Annotated in this window: 16 protein-coding genes and 1 pseudogene; 9 read left to right on the top strand and 8 right to left on the bottom strand. The window is 38.5% G+C overall.

Features of this window, described 5'->3' with window-relative positions:
• Positions 1–37 precede the first annotated feature (37 nt).
• The 3 genes from GZH82_RS02615 (at position 38) to GZH82_RS02625 (ending at position 2,936) form a co-directional block, all read left to right on the top strand.
• The gene (locus GZH82_RS02615) at positions 38–748 is read left to right on the top strand and encodes an HAD family hydrolase (protein ID WP_162681182.1); all 711 of its coding nucleotides are present in this window, start codon (positions 38–40) and stop codon (positions 746–748) included.
• Between the two features lie 367 nt (positions 749–1,115).
• Positions 1,116–1,811 carry a trypsin-like serine peptidase gene (locus GZH82_RS02620; RefSeq protein ID WP_238989623.1) on the top strand — a complete coding sequence of 232 codons (696 nt, stop codon included), beginning with the start codon at positions 1,116–1,118 and terminating at the stop codon, positions 1,809–1,811.
• Between the two features lie 444 nt (positions 1,812–2,255).
• Positions 2,256–2,936 (top strand): trypsin-like serine peptidase, encoded by a 681-nt coding sequence (locus GZH82_RS02625; RefSeq protein ID WP_238989624.1) that lies wholly within the window; start codon positions 2,256–2,258, stop codon positions 2,934–2,936.
• Positions 2,937–3,227: 291 nt separating this feature from the next.
• Here GZH82_RS02625 and GZH82_RS02630 read toward each other — a convergent pair whose 3' ends face one another.
• Positions 3,228–3,656 carry a 6-pyruvoyl trahydropterin synthase family protein gene (locus tag GZH82_RS02630; protein WP_162681185.1) on the bottom strand — a complete coding sequence of 143 codons (429 nt, stop codon included), beginning with the start codon at positions 3,654–3,656 and terminating at the stop codon, positions 3,228–3,230.
• Between the two features lie 220 nt (positions 3,657–3,876).
• On the opposite strand from GZH82_RS02630, the gene GZH82_RS02635 reads away from it, so the two are divergent.
• The 4 genes from GZH82_RS02635 (at position 3,877) to GZH82_RS02650 (ending at position 10,260) form a co-directional block, all read left to right on the top strand.
• Positions 3,877–5,298 carry an FAD-binding oxidoreductase gene (locus GZH82_RS02635; protein WP_162681186.1) on the top strand — a complete coding sequence of 474 codons (1,422 nt, stop codon included), beginning with the start codon at positions 3,877–3,879 and terminating at the stop codon, positions 5,296–5,298.
• Positions 5,288–6,568 (top strand): (Fe-S)-binding protein, encoded by a 1,281-nt coding sequence (locus GZH82_RS02640; RefSeq protein WP_162681187.1) that lies wholly within the window; start codon positions 5,288–5,290, stop codon positions 6,566–6,568. Before GZH82_RS02635 ends, GZH82_RS02640 begins: the two co-directional genes overlap by 11 nt.
• 139 nt (positions 6,569–6,707) lie before the next feature.
• The gene (locus GZH82_RS02645; protein ID WP_162682984.1) at positions 6,708–8,501 is read left to right on the top strand and encodes an ABC transporter ATP-binding protein; all 1,794 of its coding nucleotides are present in this window, start codon (positions 6,708–6,710) and stop codon (positions 8,499–8,501) included.
• Positions 8,482–10,260, top strand: a complete 1,779-nt coding sequence (locus GZH82_RS02650) for an ABC transporter ATP-binding protein (protein ID WP_162681188.1) — start codon at positions 8,482–8,484, stop codon at positions 10,258–10,260. Before GZH82_RS02645 ends, GZH82_RS02650 begins: the two co-directional genes overlap by 20 nt.
• 488 nt (positions 10,261–10,748) lie before the next feature.
• Here GZH82_RS02650 and GZH82_RS02655 read toward each other — a convergent pair whose 3' ends face one another.
• From GZH82_RS02655 to GZH82_RS02680, 7 genes and pseudogenes are all read right to left on the bottom strand, one after another.
• Positions 10,749–11,129 carry a VOC family protein gene (locus GZH82_RS02655; protein ID WP_162681189.1) on the bottom strand — a complete coding sequence of 127 codons (381 nt, stop codon included), beginning with the start codon at positions 11,127–11,129 and terminating at the stop codon, positions 10,749–10,751.
• A gap of 20 nt (positions 11,130–11,149) precedes the next feature.
• The gene (locus tag GZH82_RS02660) at positions 11,150–11,452 is read right to left on the bottom strand and encodes a pyridoxamine 5'-phosphate oxidase family protein (RefSeq protein ID WP_238989686.1); all 303 of its coding nucleotides are present in this window, start codon (positions 11,450–11,452) and stop codon (positions 11,150–11,152) included.
• Positions 11,448–11,831, bottom strand: a complete 384-nt coding sequence (locus GZH82_RS02665; protein WP_343236271.1) for an RNA-guided endonuclease TnpB family protein — start codon at positions 11,829–11,831, stop codon at positions 11,448–11,450. Before GZH82_RS02665 ends, GZH82_RS02660 begins: the two co-directional genes overlap by 5 nt.
• Positions 11,828–12,001: a helix-turn-helix domain-containing protein gene (locus GZH82_RS14505; RefSeq protein ID WP_343236284.1), complete on the bottom strand. Its 174-nt coding sequence runs from the start codon at positions 11,999–12,001 to the stop codon at positions 11,828–11,830. Before GZH82_RS14505 ends, GZH82_RS02665 begins: the two co-directional genes overlap by 4 nt.
• Positions 11,984–12,126 (bottom strand): annotated as a pseudogene (locus GZH82_RS14160) (transposase); the annotation flags it as partial. The pseudogene GZH82_RS14160 and the gene GZH82_RS14505, both read right to left, overlap by 18 nt.
• 312 nt (positions 12,127–12,438) lie before the next feature.
• On the bottom strand, positions 12,439–13,833 hold the full coding sequence (locus GZH82_RS02675; RefSeq protein ID WP_162681190.1) for an alanine/glycine:cation symporter family protein: 1,395 nt from the start codon (positions 13,831–13,833) through the stop codon (positions 12,439–12,441).
• A gap of 995 nt (positions 13,834–14,828) precedes the next feature.
• Positions 14,829–16,784: a fructose-1,6-bisphosphatase gene (locus GZH82_RS02680; RefSeq protein ID WP_162681191.1), complete on the bottom strand. Its 1,956-nt coding sequence runs from the start codon at positions 16,782–16,784 to the stop codon at positions 14,829–14,831.
• A gap of 514 nt (positions 16,785–17,298) precedes the next feature.
• Between GZH82_RS02680 and GZH82_RS02685 the strand changes: the two genes are divergently transcribed.
• Together GZH82_RS02685 and GZH82_RS02690 are read left to right on the top strand one after the other, a co-directional pair.
• Positions 17,299–18,480: an MFS transporter gene (locus tag GZH82_RS02685; RefSeq protein ID WP_162681192.1), complete on the top strand. Its 1,182-nt coding sequence runs from the start codon at positions 17,299–17,301 to the stop codon at positions 18,478–18,480.
• Between the two features lie 224 nt (positions 18,481–18,704).
• Entirely contained in the window at positions 18,705–19,970 is a 1,266-nt protein-coding gene (locus tag GZH82_RS02690; RefSeq protein WP_162681193.1) for a pyruvate MFS transporter, read from the top strand.
• Positions 19,971–20,330 lie beyond the last annotated feature (360 nt).

Here is a 20,330-nt window from a genome sequence, read left to right on the forward strand (position 1 = left end):
TGCAGGGGTAAGTTTTAAAATAAAGAGGTGCTGAATAATGAATAAAGTGATGATTTTTGATTTAGACGATACGTTATATGATCAACTTTCGGGTTTTGAATATGCTTATTACCGTCATTTTGGTGATACTGATATAGGTGTAGAAAGACTTTATCGTCATTTTCGTTTATATAGTGAAGAATTATTCGAAGCCACACAAACAGGAGAATTGTCGGTGTCTGACATGCATGTCGTCCGTATCACGCGTGCAGTGGCGGACTTTGACATCGAGTTACCTGAAGACAAAGCACGTGCCTTTCAACGGGATTACGAATATGCACAACAACATATCGAATTGTCAGCTACGATTGTTGAAATGTTGCATTATTTAGTTCAAAAAGACGTCCAATTAGGTTTACTGACAAATGGGGAGTCAGACCGTCAACGTGCAAAAATTAAAGCTTTAGGACTCGATCAATACATTCTAGAATCAAACATGTTCGTGTCAGCGGAACTAGGCTTGTCGAAACCAGATCCAGCAATATTTGAAACAGTGGGCAAACAGATGGATGTAGGCGCTAGTATCACATACTTTATCGGTGATCATTTTGACAACGATATTTTAGGTGCCATGCAAGTGGGTTGGAAGACCATCTGGTACAATCGCCGCAATCGCCCGCAAACCGATATGACGAAACAGCCGACAAAAAAAGTGATGACGGAAAAAGCATTGTTTGAAGCAGTTCAAAATATCATAGAAAGTGCATAGTGTTAAAGCATGTGGAAGGATTGATGTTTCTTTCACATGCTTTTTACTTTTTTGGTATGTAGAAAGCCGTTCAATTCATTAAAGTGTGCATTTGATGGAAAATAGATTGGATTTTCGGGTGTATTACATAAATTGTCTAACGTGTTTTAGCGTGTTCTAAAAATATCAAGAAATATAATGTTCTGGAAACTGTAATATTTAAAGATGAATATAGTTGTATTTTTAATGTAATAGGGGTAATTTAAATTTGTGATATCACATTTTGAATAAGAAACCAAGTCGATAGTTTGGCGAAAGAAAAAACAAAGGTGGAATAAAAATGAAAAGGAAAATTTCAATCATACTTTGCTTATGTTTTTGGCTGCCTATGTTAACGTTCAATAACGCCCTTGCTCATAAGTCAGAACCTGGAACACAGACGTTAGTAGATACGATTACAGACCCGAACGGTAGATTAAACGCCAAATACGAGCCGAGCTATACGCTTTATTGTTCAGCAGTTTTGATTACGCCGAACACATGGTTAACTGCTAAACATTGTGCAGGCAACGAGAAAAAAACAGGTTATATTGGCGCAGTATATCCTGGTCAGTCTGGTATCTCAACACCTTTTGGTATGATGGATATTAGCACATATATACCCGATCCTGCAGAGGATATTGCGATTATTAAGGGAACAGATAGAGATAAAACAACAGCTTATAAATATTATATTACAGGTTTTGATACAGCGATTTATGAATATGATTTAAAAGATTTAGAAGAATTAGTTGGTCAAACCATCTATAGTTATGGCTACCCGGGTGATAAAGGTGGCTTTAAGCAATATAAAAGTGTGGGTATTATAACAGCAATTAATCCACGGACATGGGAATTAAGTACTTCAATGCCTGCTGTGGGAGGACAATCTGGATCGGGTGTCTATCTAAACAACGGTCATTTATTAGGTATACTCTATGGTAATGAGAGTAGAGCAGGTTGGTCCATTAAAACTGCGAAAATACATCCTATTGATTATAGGTTAAAAACTTGGATTGAAAAGTACAAAGTGAAAAAGAGTTGAAAAATCATAATAATACGAGACAAGTAAAGCGACAGGGTAAGACTTCTATTTTAAAGAGGCTTTGTTTAATGGCTTAATAAAAATAAAAATGATTATAGGTAATAGGTAAATTGTTCGAAAGTATGTCGATTGTTAAATTCATCAAAATAATATTAATACTTCAAAAAGAATGTTGAATATAATGTGTTGTGTTTTGTGCATTGTATCCAGGCATATTTATAATAAAATTAATAAGTTGTTATACGTAAAAAAATTAAATTTGAAATATTTATTAATGATGAAGTAATACAATTTTAATATAATAAGTATATGATAAAGGTGTCATGACAAGCTTGAGTTAAGTTTTTTAAAGCATATGCTGTATGTTGTTGAAAAATTTTGTAAAGGTGGAATAAAATGAAAAGGAAAATTTCAATCATACTTTGCTTATGTTTTTGGCTGCCTATGTTAACGTTCAGTAATGCCCTCGCTCATGAGCCAGAACCTGGAACACAGACGTTAGTGGATACGATTACAGACCCGAACGGTAGATTGAACGCCAAATACGAGCCGAGCTATACGCTTTATTGTTCAGCAGTTTTGATTACGCCGAACACATGGTTAACCGCTAAACACTGTGCGGGCAACGAGAAAAAAACAGGTTATATTGGCGCAGTGTATCCTGGTCAGTCTGGTATGTCAACACCTTTTGGTATGATGAATATTAGCACATATATACCTGACCCTGGTGTTGATATCGCAATTATCAAAGGAGAAGACAAAGATAAAAGTCATGCTTACAAGTATTATATTAAAGGCTATAAAACAGCAATTGTAGCTTATGATAAAGAAACACTTAAGAAATTAATTGGAACGAAAATATATAGTTATGGTTATCCTGGTGATAAAGGTGGAACAAAGCAATATAAAAGTGAAGGTGTCATCACTAAAGTTAACCCTATTACTAAGGAATTAAGTACTTCAATGCCAGCCTCTCCTGGTCAATCAGGGTCCGGTGTATTTTTAGAGGGAGGCAAATTTTTAGGTATCCTGTATGGTAATGAAAATAGAACAACGTATAAGAGCGCTAAAATACAGCCTATCGATACAAGATTGAAAAAATGGATAGACGACAATAAATCATAAGACCTTTCTGTAATTCAAAAAAACGAGAAAGACCTCCTACTTTATTAAATATTTCTCTTAGCACTTAGACAAAGGTGACTTGAACTGAAAAACGTTACTTCAGTCATCTTTTGTCTTATGGTAAACAATGTTCAAATCATGCTTAAGTTCGATGGTGTAGAGAGCTAGATAATCCCAAATACATCATATGCAAAAATAATAAGACTGACATTTGAGCTTCTGTTACGCTTAAATGCCAGTCTTATTTATCTTGTTAAACTTTTTTATCCCAAGTTTTAAAGCGTACTCACTTTACTGTGCCATAATGTTACGTGTTAATTTAATGCCTTGTTCAGGTGTTTCATACAGCGCAATGGTGTTGAGCGACACGCCTTCTGGCAAATATTCATTAAAGCGTAACCATATCCAATGCGCCATATTTTCGACTGTTGTATTCATATCTGGCAATGTATCATTAATCAACTGGCCGTCTAATAAAGGTTCCATATGTTCGCGGTATACTTTATCAATATCTTTAAAGTCTACAGCCATGCCGTGCTCGTCTGTTTTAGACCATAGCTCGACCTCTAATGTATACGTATGGTTTTCTAAATCGACATGTTCAGTATTTGAAAAGTAAATGCGGTTATCACTCGTAAATTGATAGCGCGTCGTGACGATTAATGTTTTATGATGGCGCGCAAAATGTTTCGGTGGTTGCACATGATCAAACTTTGACATGAATTCTCCTCTTTTCTTCTCTTTTATACTAGCTTAACATACGTTTTCAGCGATGTCGCATGTGCGCTTTGATGCGATCATGTCCCTACTTTGTATCAAACTGTTTTTTTTATTTAGAAATATATTCATCATGTTACATTTTTGGAAGTGTGATAGAATAAGAAAAGACGACTTTATCAAAATATTCCGACATCAAGCGAATGAAATAGGGGGGATTTCAATGCGACAACAACGTCAACTTGAAATTGAACGACGATTGCGCGACATTGTGGGAGATCGTGTGTTTATCGATGTTGCAGAGCGAGTGTCTTACGGCTATGACGGTTCATTTGGACAATATTTGCCTGATTTTGTGACGCAGCCGATAGCGACGAGCGAAGTGCAACAAATTGTAAAACTTGCAAATGTATATGACTTACCGATTTATCCAAGGGGAGCAGGGACGAACTTGTCGGGCGGTTCATTGCCGGTAAATGGTGGGATTGTTCTTGATTTTTCACAATGGAATGACGAGGTGACGATTTACCCTGATGATTTAATCATTAAGACTAGACCAGGTGTGAAAACGGCGGATATTCATGCGTTGGCAGAACAACATCAACTCATGTACCCACCCGATCCGTCATCTTCTTCTGTATGTACGATTGGTGGGAATCTAGCTGAAAATGCAGGCGGACCACATGGCGTGAAATATGGCGTTACAAAAGATTATGTCATTGGTTTGGAGGTTGTGACGGCACAAGGGGACATTATACGCACGGGTGGTAATACGATCAAAAATGTGACAGGCTACGACTTAACGAAATTATTAATCGGCGCAGAAGGAACGCTCGGCATTATTACTGAAGCGACGTTACGTTTAATACCGAAACCGCAAGCGACGCAAACAGCTTTGATTATTTTTGAAGATCTCGGTTCAGCAGGACGTTCGATTTCACAAATATTAACGTCAGGTGTACGACCGTCTAAAATGGAAATACTCGATCACCATGCGATTAACAAAGTAGTGGACTATGCGGGCATTGATTTGCCTAGAGATGCAGCGGCAGTCTTGTTAGTTGAAGTAGACGGTGATGAAGAGATTTTACCAAAAGAATTAGAAACGATTAAAGCAGCACTTGCCAAAATTGGTGTCACTCAAGTTAAAATTGCTGCGTCCAAAGCAGAAGAAGCCGAGTTATGGCAAGTTCGTAAAGCGGTGTCACCTGCCGTTGTGGAACGTGGCTTTACAAAAATTTCGGAAGATGCGACTGTGCCACTTAGTAAAATTCCGCATATGTTTGAAAAAATTGATGAAATTAAACAAAAATACGATTTGAATTTGGTCGTATTTGGACATGCGGGAGACGGCAATTTGCATCCAACGATTAGTGCGAATATGCGTGATCCTGAAGCGATAAAAAATGTCGAAAGTGCGGTTGAAGAGATTTTTAATTATGCGATTGAACTGGGCGGAACGCTTTCGGGAGAACATGGCATTGGTATGATGAAAAAGCCATTTATGACACGTGAATTTGACCCGGCAAGTTTGGCATTTCAAAAAGCGATTAAAGATGCGTTAGATCCAGATCATCGCCTTAACCCTGGAAAGATTTTTCCGGCAGCAGGTGAAACAAGGTTGGTGTTGAGCCATGACAACTAACTTAAAGGAACGTTTAGACTATGAAGCGACATTTGACTGTGTACAATGTGGGTATTGTTTGCCGGTCTGCCCGACGTATGTGTCATTTAAAAGTGAAAAACATTCGCCACGGGGCCGTATTAATTTAGTCAAAATGGCAGCAGAAGACAAGATTACGTTGGACGATATGGCATCTGGAATTGATTTGTGTTTAGGTTGCCGTGCGTGTGAAACAATTTGTCCGACACATGTGCGCTACGGAGATATTTTAAGTTCAGCCGTTGAAGTGCTCCATGAAGAGCGATCACAATCACGTGTCGAGAAAGTCATTCGAACAGTGGCTTTTGAAGGGGTATTAAAAAGTAAAAAAGCGCTACGTCTTGTGAACAAAGGGTTATATTTTTATCAACGGTCAGGTGTTGAAAAAGCGGTCACAGCGACAAAAATTTTAAAACCACTCCCGAAATACGCACAACTTCAAAAAATATTACCGCCTGTGCAACTCACTCATCCTATTGAGGAAAACGATCATGAAGCACGTCCCCATCAAATGAAAGTGGGCTTCTTTCAAGGGTGTATGATGGATGCGTTTTTCAGTGAAGTGAATGCACTCGCCATGCAGATTATGCGCCAACACGATGTTCATGTGACGAATGTTCCGCAACAAACGTGCTGTGGTGCGCTTCAACATCATGCAGGTGAGACGGCACATACGATTGCACTGGCGAAAGCGAATATTGCTGCGTACGAACAGTATGATTTTGATTATATTGTGAATACGATTGGTGGTTGTGGTGCAGCATTGAAAGAATACCATTTGTTGTTTGAGCAAGGGACAACTTGGCGTCAACGTGCCGAACAGTTTGTCGCAAAAGTTCGTGATATTTCTGAAATAATGGCACAGATTGAGTTGAAAATGACGCATGAAGTGGCGTATCGTGCGGTATATCAGCCGTCATGTCACCTAGAAAATGTTCAAAAAGTATTCGAAGCGCCTGAAAATGTATTAAAACGTGTACCTGGGCTTGCGTTAGTAGAGATGCCGTCACAACAGATGTGCTGTGGTTCGGCAGGCATTTATAACCTTGTTCATTATGATGCGGCGATGCAAATTTTAGATTATAAAATGCAAAATGTGAAACAAGCCCGACCGGAGTTAATTATTACGTCTAATCCAGGTTGTCATTTACAGATGAAGTTAGGCGTGGAACGGGAAGGTTTAGCTCAACGCGTGGCAGTGAAACATATTGTTGAAGTGGTCGCAGAAGCGTGTGGCATACGTGCGTCGTAACTAAAGAGTGAAACATGCACATGATTTTCACTTTCTACAAACAGCAAAATTGCCAAATAGGCGAAATGGATGGTATTTTAAAAGACTTCGATAGTGAAGGATGAGTATTGACACGGAACAACCGAAAGCAGGTGACAGCATGAAAGTTTTTAAACAATTAGGGTGGTTTTTGAAACAAGAGAAATGGCGTTATGTGACCGCATTGATGGCGTTGTTCGTAGCGGCATTATTGAGTTTGATTCCACCGCAAATGATTGGTTTTGTAATCGACCATATTACGGCGAAAACATTAACGCCACAAAATTTGACGATGTACCTCCTGATTATTTTTTCAGTAGGTGTGCTCGTCTATGGATTACGTTACTTTTTACGCACCCGCTTTTTCGGAGCAAGTGCTAAATTAGGACGCATTTTAAGAGAACAATTGTATGAGAAATATACACAAATGAGCCCATCATTTTATCAAAAATATCGAACAGGTGATTTGATGGCGCATGCGACCAATGATATTCGTGCTGTACAAAATACGGCCGGCATTGGTGTGATGACCATTTCAGAGGCAATGATTACAGGTGGTATGACGTTAGTGATGATGTTTGTGACGATTAGTCCAAAGTTAACACTCATCGCAATGATTCCACTGCCGATTTTAGTCATTTCAGCGAGTTATTATGGTCGTTTGCTGCATAAAGGCTTTAAAGAGGCACAAGGGGCGTTTAGTGAGTTGAATGATAAAACGCAAGAAAGTATTGCGGGTGTGAAAGTGACAAAATCATTTGGCTATGAAACAGAAGATGAAAATGACTTTCGCCAATTGAGTGACCGTGTCGTAGCGAAAAACTTAGTCGTTTCGAAAATCGATGCACTGTTTGATCCGACGATTGAGCTGATTATTGGTGCGAGTTATTTACTGAGCGTTGTATTTGGTGCCTATATGGTGATTGACGGTTCAATTACGATTGGACAGTTGATTACGTTCACTACTTATTTAGGCATGCTCGTATGGCCGCTCCTTGCACTAGGCTTTTTCTTTAACATTATTCAAAGAGGGGCAGCATCATATGACCGTATACGAGAGATTGAAAGTGTGCCAAGTGGTATTGTAACGACATACCAATATAGTGACGCACCGACTGGCGATATTGATTTTAATTTAAAGCAATTTCAGTTTGAAGATACAGCGCATGCCAGTTTACATCATATTGACTTTACGATTCAACAAGGGATGACAGTGGGCATTGTCGGGCATACAGGAGCAGGTAAAAGTTTACTCATTCGTCTGTTGTTGCGTGAGTTTGATACTGAGCGACCTGAAGATATTCAATATGGCCATCATCCGCTACGTGACTATGATATTCGAAAGTTGCGCGCACAGTTCGGCTATGTCCCGCAAGAACACTTTTTATTTTCTTCAACTATTCGAGGTAATATTGCGTTTAGTCAACCCGATATTGATGATAAAGCGGTCCATCATGCGAGTGCGATGAGTCATATTCACCAAGATATTTTAACGTTACCACTCGCCTATGATACAGTTGTCGGTGAACGTGGTGTCTCTTTATCAGGTGGACAGAAACAGCGGATTTCTATTGCCCGTGCATTATTGACCAATCCACAAGTGTTGATTTTAGATGATGCATTGTCAGCAGTGGACGCCGAAACTGAAACTGCTATTTTAGGGAACTTGAAAAAAGAACGACAAGGTAAAACAAACATTATTACTGCCCATCGAATGAGTGCGGTGATGCATGCAGATCTCATTATCGTAATGCGTGACGGTACGATTATCGAGCGTGGTACACATGATGAATTGCTTCAACAGCACGGTTGGTATGCTGAAACATTCCAATCTCAAGCGATGCAAAGCCGTTTAATACAAGATTTAGAAAGCGAAGTCAATGGAGGTGCCACGAATGAAACAACAAGAAAGTAATCCCCAATTGACGACGAAAGAACAAGCCCGAACGTTATATCGACTCCTCCGATATACATTTCCGTTTAAAAAACTGATCTTTTTAACGATTACGATGCTGACACTATCGACGGCTGCGAGTATGTCGGTCCCATATTTAGTTAAAATCTTTATCGACCAATATTTAACGCCACGATATTTCCCAGGTAATGATATCGTGATGCTATTAGTTGTGTTCATCGGCATCCAACTGATCGGTGCTGTGACGACATATTTAAGTATTTATTATTTACAATATTTAGCTTTCAAAGTCATTCAACAACTAAGAATTGATGCGTTTAAACGGATTAGTCGCCTAGGTATGAAGTTTTTTGATGCGACACCGAGCGGGAGTATTGTATCGCGGTTAACGAATGATACAGAAGCGATTGTTGAAATGTTCACAGGCGTCTTATCATCATTTTTAATTGCTTTTTTCATGATTTTGGCAAGTTTTACAATGATGTTCGTATTAGACGTCCGCATGGCATTTTTCGCGATATTGTTTACACCATTAGTCTTTATCGTCCTCGCTATTTACCGTAAATATGCATCGATTTACTTTTACGAAGCGAGACGACGCTTATCTGATTTAAACGCTAAACTCGGTGAATCTATTGAGGGTATGAAAATCATTCAAGTGTTCAATCAAGAAGCGCGCTTACGTGACGAATTTGAAACGATTAACACGTCTCATTATCAATACTCCATGAAAACGATTCGCTTAGACGGGATGCTTTTACGTCCAGCCATTACGATGTTATCAACGTTTTCAACAGTGATGATTTTAGCGTATTTCGGTATTTTAAGTTTTTCGACAACGGTGACAGCAGGGGTTGTCTATGCATTTATTCAATACATGCAGCGCTTTTTTGAACCAGTCAATCAAGTAAGTCAGAACTTAAACATTTTCCAACAAGCAATTGTATCGGCTAGCCGTGTATTTAAAATGATGGATAATCCAACACACGCACCGCTACAAGATCCACAAGGTGGCAGTGAAATTACAGAAGGGCGTATCGTGTTTGATGACGTGTCCTTTAGTTATGATGGCGAGCATGATGTGTTAAAACATATTTCGTTTACAGTCGAGCCAGGTCAAACCGTCGCATTAGTCGGTCATACAGGTTCTGGGAAAAGTTCGATTATCAACTTGTTTATGCGTTTTTATGAGTTTAATCGAGGCAACATATTCATTGATGGTCGGTCGATTAAAACATTTCCGCACGAACATTTAAAGCGCAATATTGGCCTCGTGTTACAAGATCCATTTATGTTTTATGGTACCGTCGCTTCTAATATTAAGTTGTATCATCCAACGATGACTGAAGCAGAAGTGAAAGCAGCAGCGGAATTTGTACATGCGCATCTGTTTATTGAGCAGTTGGACGGTGGCTATGATCATAAAGTGATTGAAAAGGGCAGTGCGTTTTCAAGTGGTCAACGTCAATTGATTGCATTTGCGCGTACGATGGCGATTAACCCGAAAATTTTAATCTTGGATGAAGCCACAGCAAATATTGACTCTGAGACCGAAGAAGCGATTCAGCAGTCATTGAATCGGATGCGTGCTGGACGGACGACGATTGCGATTGCGCATCGTTTGTCGACTATTCAAGATGCAGATGAGATTTTGGTGTTGAATCAAGGTGAGATTGTCGAGCGAGGTACGCATGAGGCTTTGATTGCGAAAGGCGGCATTTATTATAAAATGTATCAGTTGCAGCTTAAAGGTGAGTGATGGGGGACAGTATTTGGAGAACAAATTGTGAGGGGAACATCTACCTTCAGATTGCTGAAACGTGCTACGCTTTCCAGGGGCCTTGCTTCAACTCAATTTGGCTTGATTGAAGCGTACACTTGATGGAAGCTAAATTGGATTTCTGTAACGCTCCCGCATGGTTGACTGGACTTCTCAAAAGCATGCGTATTGAGAAGTCAGACAGCTACTGCGTTAAACGGTAGCCACTTTTAAAGTTAAATGACGTTATTTTGTCTTTAACTCTATCCCTCGGGCGTCTTGCATGTTTTTTACAATCTGTGTTTGATGTTTGATCTGTGAATGTGTACCAATGATGCCAACCACGTTCACATTCAAGTTTGGCTAGTGCATTTGATATTTGAGATATGAGTAAGAGCGGGTTCAGAAATCAATCAATAAAAACACTATTCTCCACTGTGCGCAATTTTTGAAAGCACGTTGTTGTGGGAATAGTGTTTGTTTTTTCATTATTGTTCGATTTGGCGTACTGCGAAATAGTTGTTTTCGTCGTCAGCAAAGTTAAACACGGTGCCTGTCGGTAAAGTCATTTTTTCGCCGACTTGAATCCCTTTTGATTTCAAGTCTTCATACAACGCATCGACGTCGGTTGTACCGAACATGAGCGAAGGGGTCCCTGTATTGACGCCCATACCCATTGCTTCAACTTTTTCTTGGTCTTGGAGTACGATGGCTGTTTGTGCATCTTGCGTTGGTTTTAACGTGATGATACGCATGCCTTGAAATGTTTCATCTGATGCGACTTGGAAATCAAAATGAGATGTCCAAAATTGTTTGGCTTTTTCTTGGTTTTGAACGTATAACATGACTTCTTGTAAGCGTTGAATCATTTTAACACGTCCTTTCTTAGTTACAGTTGGCTCACATCAATTTCAAATGGGGTTGCCGTTTCATCACTATTCAATAATGTGATATGTGATGGAATGATACGTAACACCACTAAATCGGAATCACTTTTAGAGTCGAAAAATGTACGGTTTTGTTCTTGCCACAACCAATCGATTTCTTTCGAGTTGGTGATGATATCGACTTGGCCTTCAATTTCAACATAAGGCTGACCCGAACCTTCTTCATATCCTAATAATACATGTGCATCTGGGTTTTGTGTTAGTTCTTCAAATTTTCGCGTAGAACGACTTGTTTTTGTATTAATTTACAAATTTTATACTTCTTATTCTTAATTCTTCATTCTTAATATTCTTACTAGCATTGATGTCTCTGTCATGTTCTGCACCACATTCACAAGTCCATAATCTAACATCTAATGGCTTTTTACCTGTGTTAATTCCACAGCTTGAACAAATTTGACTAGATGGAAACCATTTATCTATTTTGATGATTTCCCGCCCATACCAATCAGCCTTATACTCTAATTTCGTTACAAAACTAGACCAAGAAACATCAGAAATACTTTTTGCTAATTTATGATTGCGCAACATACCTTTTGTGTTTAAGTTTTCAATACAGATCATATCGTGGTTTTTGATCATTTCTGTACTCATCTTATTTAAAAAATCTTCACGTTGGTTCATAACTTTCTCATATAATCTAGCAACTTTAGTCTTCTGTTTTTATTAATTAATATCTCTTGTTGTGCATTTGGATATATTCTAAATTTATACGCTTTATGTTTAATCATAACTCTCACTCTCCTTGATTTTTCTATATATTTTCTAATTTGTTCTTCTGTATTATTATCCATAGCAATTTGTTTCAATAACTGTTTAACATCAATATCGAAATGACCATACAAAACAAAATATCACGTCGATATTTTACACACCAAACAAGATGATACTGAATAGAGTATACGTATCCACGGTCCATAATGGATTTCTGACATACAAAAAATACCGCTCAATGATTTTAACACACGTTTATGTTAAAAAGCGTATTTATAGGTGTTTAAATATAGATTTAACATATGTCACTTGATTAGTATAGTTAAAGCTATACCTCAAGCGAAACCGATTCATCTGCACGGCTAAAGTCGCGAGTATTCTCGGCTTTTGATAAAACTGAGAATCAATTGTGTCAAGTTCATCTGTTATATAGCTCCTTTTCATCAAATTTGTCGACAAGCTCTTGCAAAAAAAACGATACGACCTGTTATAGCATACAGACCGTATCATTGGCTTATCATGATGTTTTAGAATAGTTTTGCGTATTTGGTTTGAAATATAATTCAGTTTCTCGCTTAATAATTTTATATAAGAATAAAATACCGATTAAGTTTGGAATCATCATCATCGCGTTGGCTGTATCTGCAAACAACCACACTGTTTTAAGGTTTGCAATAGTCCCTACAAACGTAGCGATGACATAAATGACACCGTAAAGCATGACATATTTGACACCGAATAAATATTCGAAACATTTCGCACCGTATACGAACCAAGCGATAATGGTAGAAAATCCGAAGAAAATAACAGAAAGTGACACGACATATTCGCCCAAAGTGCCCAAACTTGCGCCGAATGCCATACTTGTCAGTGCACCAGCTTCTAATTTTGGATCATGTGATACGCCTGACAATAACCCACCTGTTGGATCCCAATAGCCTGTTACAAGTAAGACAAGACCTGTCATTGTACAAACAATAATTGTCACGATAAATGTACCTGTCATAGCAACAAGTGCTTGTGTTGCTGGATGCCCGGCTTTCGCATTACCAGAAATCAATGCGACCGTACCTAAACCGGCTTCGTTTGAAAAGATTCCTTTAGACACACCATTTTGAATCGCTTGCATCACCATAATTCCAGTAAATCCACCTGTAGCAGACACCGGTGTGAACGCATATTTAAAAATTAAACCGAATGCCGGTAAAATTTGATCGTAATTAATAATGAGAACTGTCACAGATGCACCAATGTAAAAAATTGCCATCATTGGAACGAAGAAACCTGCAACGTTACTAATACGTTTCAGCCCACCAAAAATAATGAGTGAGATGAGAATGACTAATACAATCCCAGTGATAAAACCACTCACGTTAAAGCTATTGGTCATGACGTCAGCAATCGTATTGGACTGCACGCTATTCCCGATACCTAATGCAGCAAAGGCACCGAAAATCGCAAAGGCAATTGCTAAAAATTTGAAACGATGACCCAATCCTTTTTCTATGTAATACATCGGACCACTTGAATATTCACCTTTATCATTTTGAACGCGGAACTTCATCGCTAACAACGCCTCGGCATATTTCGTTGTCATACCGAGCAAACCAACGACCCACATCCAAAAAATCGCACCAGGACCACCTAAAGTAACGGCTGTCGCAACACCGGCGATATTCCCGTTACCAATCATACCGGCAAGTGACGTCATCAACGCTTTAAAGTTACTAATGTCACCTTCACTCTCGGCTTCTTTTTTATTAGGAACAAAGGCAAGTTTGAATGCATGAATCAGTTTCGTGAACTGCATGCCCTTCAACACAAAGGTTAAAAACAATCCCGTTCCCGTTAATAAAATCAGACTCGGTGCGCCCCATAATATCGCATTTAATTCTTCTAGGATATTAATCACACTGTACCCCTCCAATATTTGCATCTCTCAAGTAAACGCTTTCACCATTATAATACACATAGATTTAAAATGTAAAATAATACTAAAATCTAATTATTGCTCTTTTAAATTAAGTAGGTATCAACATCGCAATACCATTTCCCATACCATTTCGCATGTGACCACATTACACGTTGTGGATCGCGTGTAAGTGAATTAAAAACGCACTCCCAAATTTTACACCTTTCTTTCAAACATTACCACTTTTATTTGATTTTCCATTTCCAAACAATAGAGAAACCAACATATAGCATACTTTTTACTCGAAAACAAAATGAAAGGAGCAGTAAAGGTGAGGGGATATCTCATATTTGGAGTGTTGAATAATGATTGCAAGAGCCGTAGAAAAATACTGTGGGAAAGTTGAAATCATTATCATATATTTTAACTTTGCTTGAGGTTGTTGTTTATCGCAGTATCTGTCTGTTTCTCAATGTTACCGTTTTTGAGAAGTTTAGTCAGTAACCACTTTTTTACACCCACACAATAAGGAGAAAGTTGAAGATGGATTTAATGAAAATGAGAAGCGCATATGGAAGGTGGTTTTAAATTTTGAAATGTTGAACAAAAATTGCCAGAGTAGCCCGAGACTCTTGAGGGAATGCGTGCATACTGCTGACAGTCGCCTCTTTACTTAAATAGTGGTTACTGTTTATCGCAGTAGCTGTCTGACTTCTCAATGTTTGCACTTTTGAGAAGTCTAGTCAGCCTTGCGGGGGCAGTACGACGAAATCTTTGTTACACATGAGATTTCTGTACCGCTCCCAAAATCCAATTTGGCCTCCACCAAGTGTACGCTTTAATCAAGCCAAATTGAGTTGAGGCAAGTCCCCTAAGAATGTGAGGGCTAGCTCAGCAATTGTTTAAGATTCATTATTCCGAAATGTTAATCAATACAACAAAAACACCCTACAACCAAACCGATTGTAGGGCGCTTGTTCTTATCAAACACTACATCATTTCATATAACGATACGACATCAATGCCTTCAACATATCAATTTCCTTCTGCAACTCGGCCCCATCATTCGTATCTCGAATCAACTTACGCTCCAACTCTTTATCCACAACACGACGAATAGACAACTCATCTTCACCCGTCTCTAACAACTTCTCTTTTGAATTAAAATGTTGGTGCGCCACTAGCTGCATCCCAAACGAGTTATACAGCAACGTGTAGCCCGCAATACCTGTCGTCGATTGATACGCTTTAGAGAAACCACCGTCAATGACAAGCATTTTACCGTTTGCTTTAATAGGATTCTCACCGTCGCGCTCTTTCACAGGTGTATGTCCGTTAATAATACGACCTTGTTCTGGGTTCATGTCGAATTCTTCCAACATTTTTTTCACAACGTCTTCATTTTCACGCAAGCGATAATACGGATTCTTCTCTTCTTTATGCGTGCTCTTGTCTTTAATAAAGTAACGCTCGAATGTCGTCATAGCACGTTTACCGAATAATGATGAATATTTACCTGTCCATAAATACCAGACTAAATCCGTTGAAAGGTCATCTTCCACTTCTTTATGTTCATAGGCATAACGGACGTGCTTTTCAAATTCATCAATAAGTTCACGCCCAGTCACAAAACGACCATCGATTGTCATACCTTCCATTTCACCTTGCTCGTCAATTGGAATACAACCGTGAATGAGTAAATTACCATTGTAACGTAAATACAAGTTACCTTTTTTCATCAAGAAGTCTACATGACGACGCAATTTCTCAGATTCTTGTACAGATGTGAGTAACTTATCCATCACTTCTTGTTCTTCTTCAAGCAATGCAGTAGGTTGGCGACGGTCTACAGTTCTAAAACATGTATTTTCAATCGGATGGACTTTGCCGTTCAGTTCGATTGTACGGTTGCGATAGTCCACACGATTAAGTAATAAACGTTCATTCATTTCAAATTCAGGCCGACGTTTAATAATGGGTCCTTCCAATTTAAATTGAATCATCGCAATGGCTTGATGAATTTTTGTAATCTGTAAAATTTCAGACTCTGATGGATTTTTCTCAGGATGTTTTTTCGGACGAAATGCCTCATTATCATCGTAATACTTTTCGGCTAGCGTTAATAATGGGCGCAAGTTAATACCGTAAGCATCTTCAATAATGTCGAGGTTGTCGTAACGTGCACAAATGCGGAGTAAGTTCGCGAGGCACACTTTTGAACCAGAGTACGCACCCATCCATAAAACGTCATGGTTACCCCATTGAATATCGACAGAATGGTAATCAATGAGTGTATCCATAATTTTGTCTGGATGAGGACCACGGTCGTAAATATCACCGACGACATGTAGATGGTCTACAACTAATCTTTGTGTCGTATTTGCGAGACTAATAATGAGTTTATCAGCTTGGTTCAACTGGATAATTTGTTTCAGAATCGTATCGTAATAATCTTTTTTGTTGTTGAATTGGTTACTTTTATAGAGTAACTCTTCAATAATAAATGTATATTCTGGCGCCAATGATTTACGCAGTTTAGAACGTGTATATTTGGAGGACGTATATTTCACTAACTCAAGTAAGCGATTAATCGTTTTTTTATACCATGTGTGACGTTCAGCTTTTGTGTTAAAACTATTTTTAATGCGCTTAATTTTTTCTTCTGGATAGTAGACTAACGCAATCAATTCATTCATTTCTTGTGGATCTAATCGTGATTGGAAAATGTCATGGATTTTTTGTTGTAAATTACCAGATCCATTTCGCAACACGTGTTGAAATGCGTGATATTCACCGTGCAAGTCACTGACAAAGTGTTCTGTGCCTTTAGGTAAATCTAAAATCGACTCTAAATGGATAATTTCGGTCGCAACTTTTTCTTCTGAATCGAATTTTTCAGCGATTAAATCTAAATACTGCCTTTTTAACTCTTTTTCTGTTTGAGATGACATATGAATTTCTCCTTTACCCCATAAATTGTTCGTTTTTAAATCATTGCAGGGCATGAATGATGCTACTTTTGTTTAAGGTAACTCAAAATGGATGGACTTGTGTGATAGAGGAAGCTCGGCAGTGGGATATGGTGTTCGCGTACTTGATGTAAATTAATCAGGGAAGCACTTGTTCTTGTGTTCAATAGCACGTTCAATGAAAATTGTACGGCCAGCACAATACGAATCTTTCTCACCCGTCTTCAATCACTGTGACAAGCCAAGATGCCCTATATATCAAATATGAAGTTGACCTGTGTCTAACCGTTTCAACTCTATTAAACCATATTATTTATAGAAGTTAAACGAACCTGTTTATATGTAGGTTATCTGCAATGAAGATGCTCAACTTTGTAAATTTTAATGATACACTTTGCATTTTGTATGTCATGCACTTGATTTTATGACTTCGACGCGATATAATATCAAAGTTATTAGTTAGCTTGGCTTACCAAATTGAGAAAGGGGTATCTTAGTGCAAAATCAAGAGCATCAAGCGTTTATAAAAAATTACATCTTCAACTTTTTAGTGAGTTTTTTCGTTTATTTTGCGATGTATTTACTCATTGTTGTCATCGCGCAATATGCCATTCAACGTTATGACGTCTCTACCGGTGTTGCAGGATTGATTACGGGTATTTTTATCGTCGGTGCGTTGATTGGTCGTTTCGTAGGCGGTCGTTATATTCATGAAATTGGTCCTAAACGATTGTTGATGATTGGATTAGTGTTATTCATTATTACGCAATGTTTTTATTTCATTGAAGGCAGTCTGATTTTCTTGTTTATGACACGCTTTTTAAATGGGGTGGCGCTTGCGATTGCGACGACTGCGACGGGTACGATTGTGCCACTTATTGCACCTGTTGAACGTCGAGGTGTAGCGATTAGTTTGTTTAGTTTAAGTCTAGTGATAGGTGCCGCGATTGGTCCGTTTTTAGGATTATATTTAGCAGGGATTTATCCGACATTCGTTTTATTTACTGTCTGTCTCGTTGTTGCGATTTTAGCGTTCGTGTTTGCTTTGTTTTTAAAAGTCAATGTCAAAATGGCTGAACAACAATCTGAGCATCAAGGCTTTCATATTTCGCAATTTATTTCAATACCAGCGATTCCGATTGCACTAGTCGTATTAATCTGTGGTTTAGGTTACGCTTCTGTTTTATCATTTTTACAACTTTATGCTGTAGAAATTGATTTAATGGAAGTTGCGAGCTACTATTTTATCTTCTATGCGATCACTTCAGTTTTAACACGCCCATTTGTCGGTCGTATTTTGGATCGATTCCATGAAAATTGGGTGGCTTATCCTGCATTAGCTATATTTGGTGTAGGTATTTTAATATTAGCGATGGCACATAGTGGATGGACATTGTTATTATCTGGTGCGTTAGTCGGTATCGGTTATGGTAGTATGACGGCTGTCGGTAATGTTGTAGCTGTCAAAGTGTCACGTGCAGATCAGGTCGGCCTTGCAACTTCAACATTTTTCATCGGACTAGACGTTGGAGTTGGTTTTGGTCCAGCGATACTCGGCATGATTTTACCTGCTATCGGTTACCGTATGATGTATGTAGCAATAGGTGTCATTTTATTGTTATGTATCATTTTATACACCTTCATTCATGGGCGTCGTCAGCCAGAAGGGACGCAATAGTTGTGATGCGTAGTAAATAAGTAGTATTTTAAATAATGGCTTAATCTCTCGTGATGATGGAGATTTAAGCCATTTTTGTTTATTAAAGTGTCATTTATTAAAGAATTTTCTAAAAACGTTCAAAAAATGTACAAATTTTTATTGTAACCGCTTTCTTTGTGTGGTATATTCAGATAGCTACATGAAAGGTCATCAGGTGACCTAATGAAAGAGGGGCAAAAATTATGAGTCAAAAGAAAACAAATGTCCGTTGGCTATTTGCAGGTGTGTTTTTCTTAATTGGTGTCATCGCCTATATGGATCGCTCTAATATTTCTTATATTGCGGTACCAATGATGGAAGACTTACATCTTACAAAAGCACAATTTGGATTATTAGGTTCATTTTTCTCTTTAGGTTATGCGCTTATGCAAGTACCATCAGGATTTTTAGCTGAGAAATATGGTCCTAAAAAGATGATTACGATTGCGTTAGTATGGTGGAGTGCTTTTACAATCTTTACAGGAATGGTGAAAAACCATGGATTAATGTTTTTCGTCCGTTTTCTCTTCGGTGTAGGGGAATCACCAATGTTTCCGTCGAACGCTGTATTCAATACATATTGGTTCAGCAAGCATGAAAAAGGGCGTGCGGCAAGTGCGTTATTAGCAGGGTCTTATTTTGGACCTGTACTTGCACCAATTGTAACAGTGACAATTTCTAATGCATTTGGTTGGCAAGCTGTGTTTTACATTTTTGGTGCAGTTGGTTTCTTAATTGCGATTTTATGGGCAATTATTGCGAAAGACTTACCTGAACATCATCAAATGGTAAACGAAGCAGAAAAACATTTCATTATGGAAAACCGTGACGTTGTTAAAACGAAAAAGACGACACCGCCGTGGGGAACGTTTTTCTCACGCTTTAGTTTTTATGCGATTGCATTACAATATTTCGTAGTTCAATTTGTTATTACACTATTTTTATACTGGTATCCAACGTACTTAATGGAACAATTCCACGTTGACCGAGATACAATGAGTAAAATCGCGGGTATTCCTTGGTTAGTGATGTTCGTCTTCATTTTAAGTGGTGGTACGATTTCAGATAAAATTTTGAGCAGTGGTAAATCACGTTTTGCGGCACGTGGTATTATCGCAATTGCAGGCTTTGCGATTTTTGGTATTTCACTTAATTTCGCGGTAACTTCAGATAGCTTAGTGAAAAATATTGTTTGGATGTCACTTTGTTTAAGTAGTATCGGTTTAGCGATGGTGATGAGCTGGGCATCAGCGACAGATTTAGGACGTAACTATTCGGGGACAGTTTCAGGATGGATGAACTTATGGGGCAATGTCGGTGCGGTATTGAGTCCGATCTTTGCGGGTTACCTTGCAGAAATGATCGGCTGGATTCCAACACTACGCTCGATGCTTATTTTAGTCGTCGTTGCAATTGTATTATGGTTCTTTGTTAAACCTGACCAACCTCTGATTAATGACGAAGCGTAATGAATAGAGGAAGTGGGATAAAAATTTTTGATGCTATTGATGCAATATTTTCTTGAACTTGCCCTTATGACTTCCCTTTCCGAGGGGCTGATCCTCCAACTCAATTCGGCTGGATTGAAGTGTACACGAGATGGAAGCCGAATTGGATTTTGGGAGCAGTACAGAAATCTCATGTGTCACAAAGATTTCGTCGTACTGCCCCCCGCAAGGCTGATTAGACTTCTCAAAAGCATGCGTATTGAGAAGTCAGACAGCTACTGCGATAAACAGTAACCACTATTTAAATTAAAGCAGTGACTGTTAGCAGTATGCACTCATTCCCAACCTTTTGGGCAATCTTACATCGAAATATAGTAAACT

It is taken from the genome of Staphylococcus sp. MI 10-1553 (assembly GCF_010365305.1).
In the GTDB taxonomy this organism is placed as follows: Bacteria; Bacillota; Bacilli; order Staphylococcales; family Staphylococcaceae; genus Staphylococcus.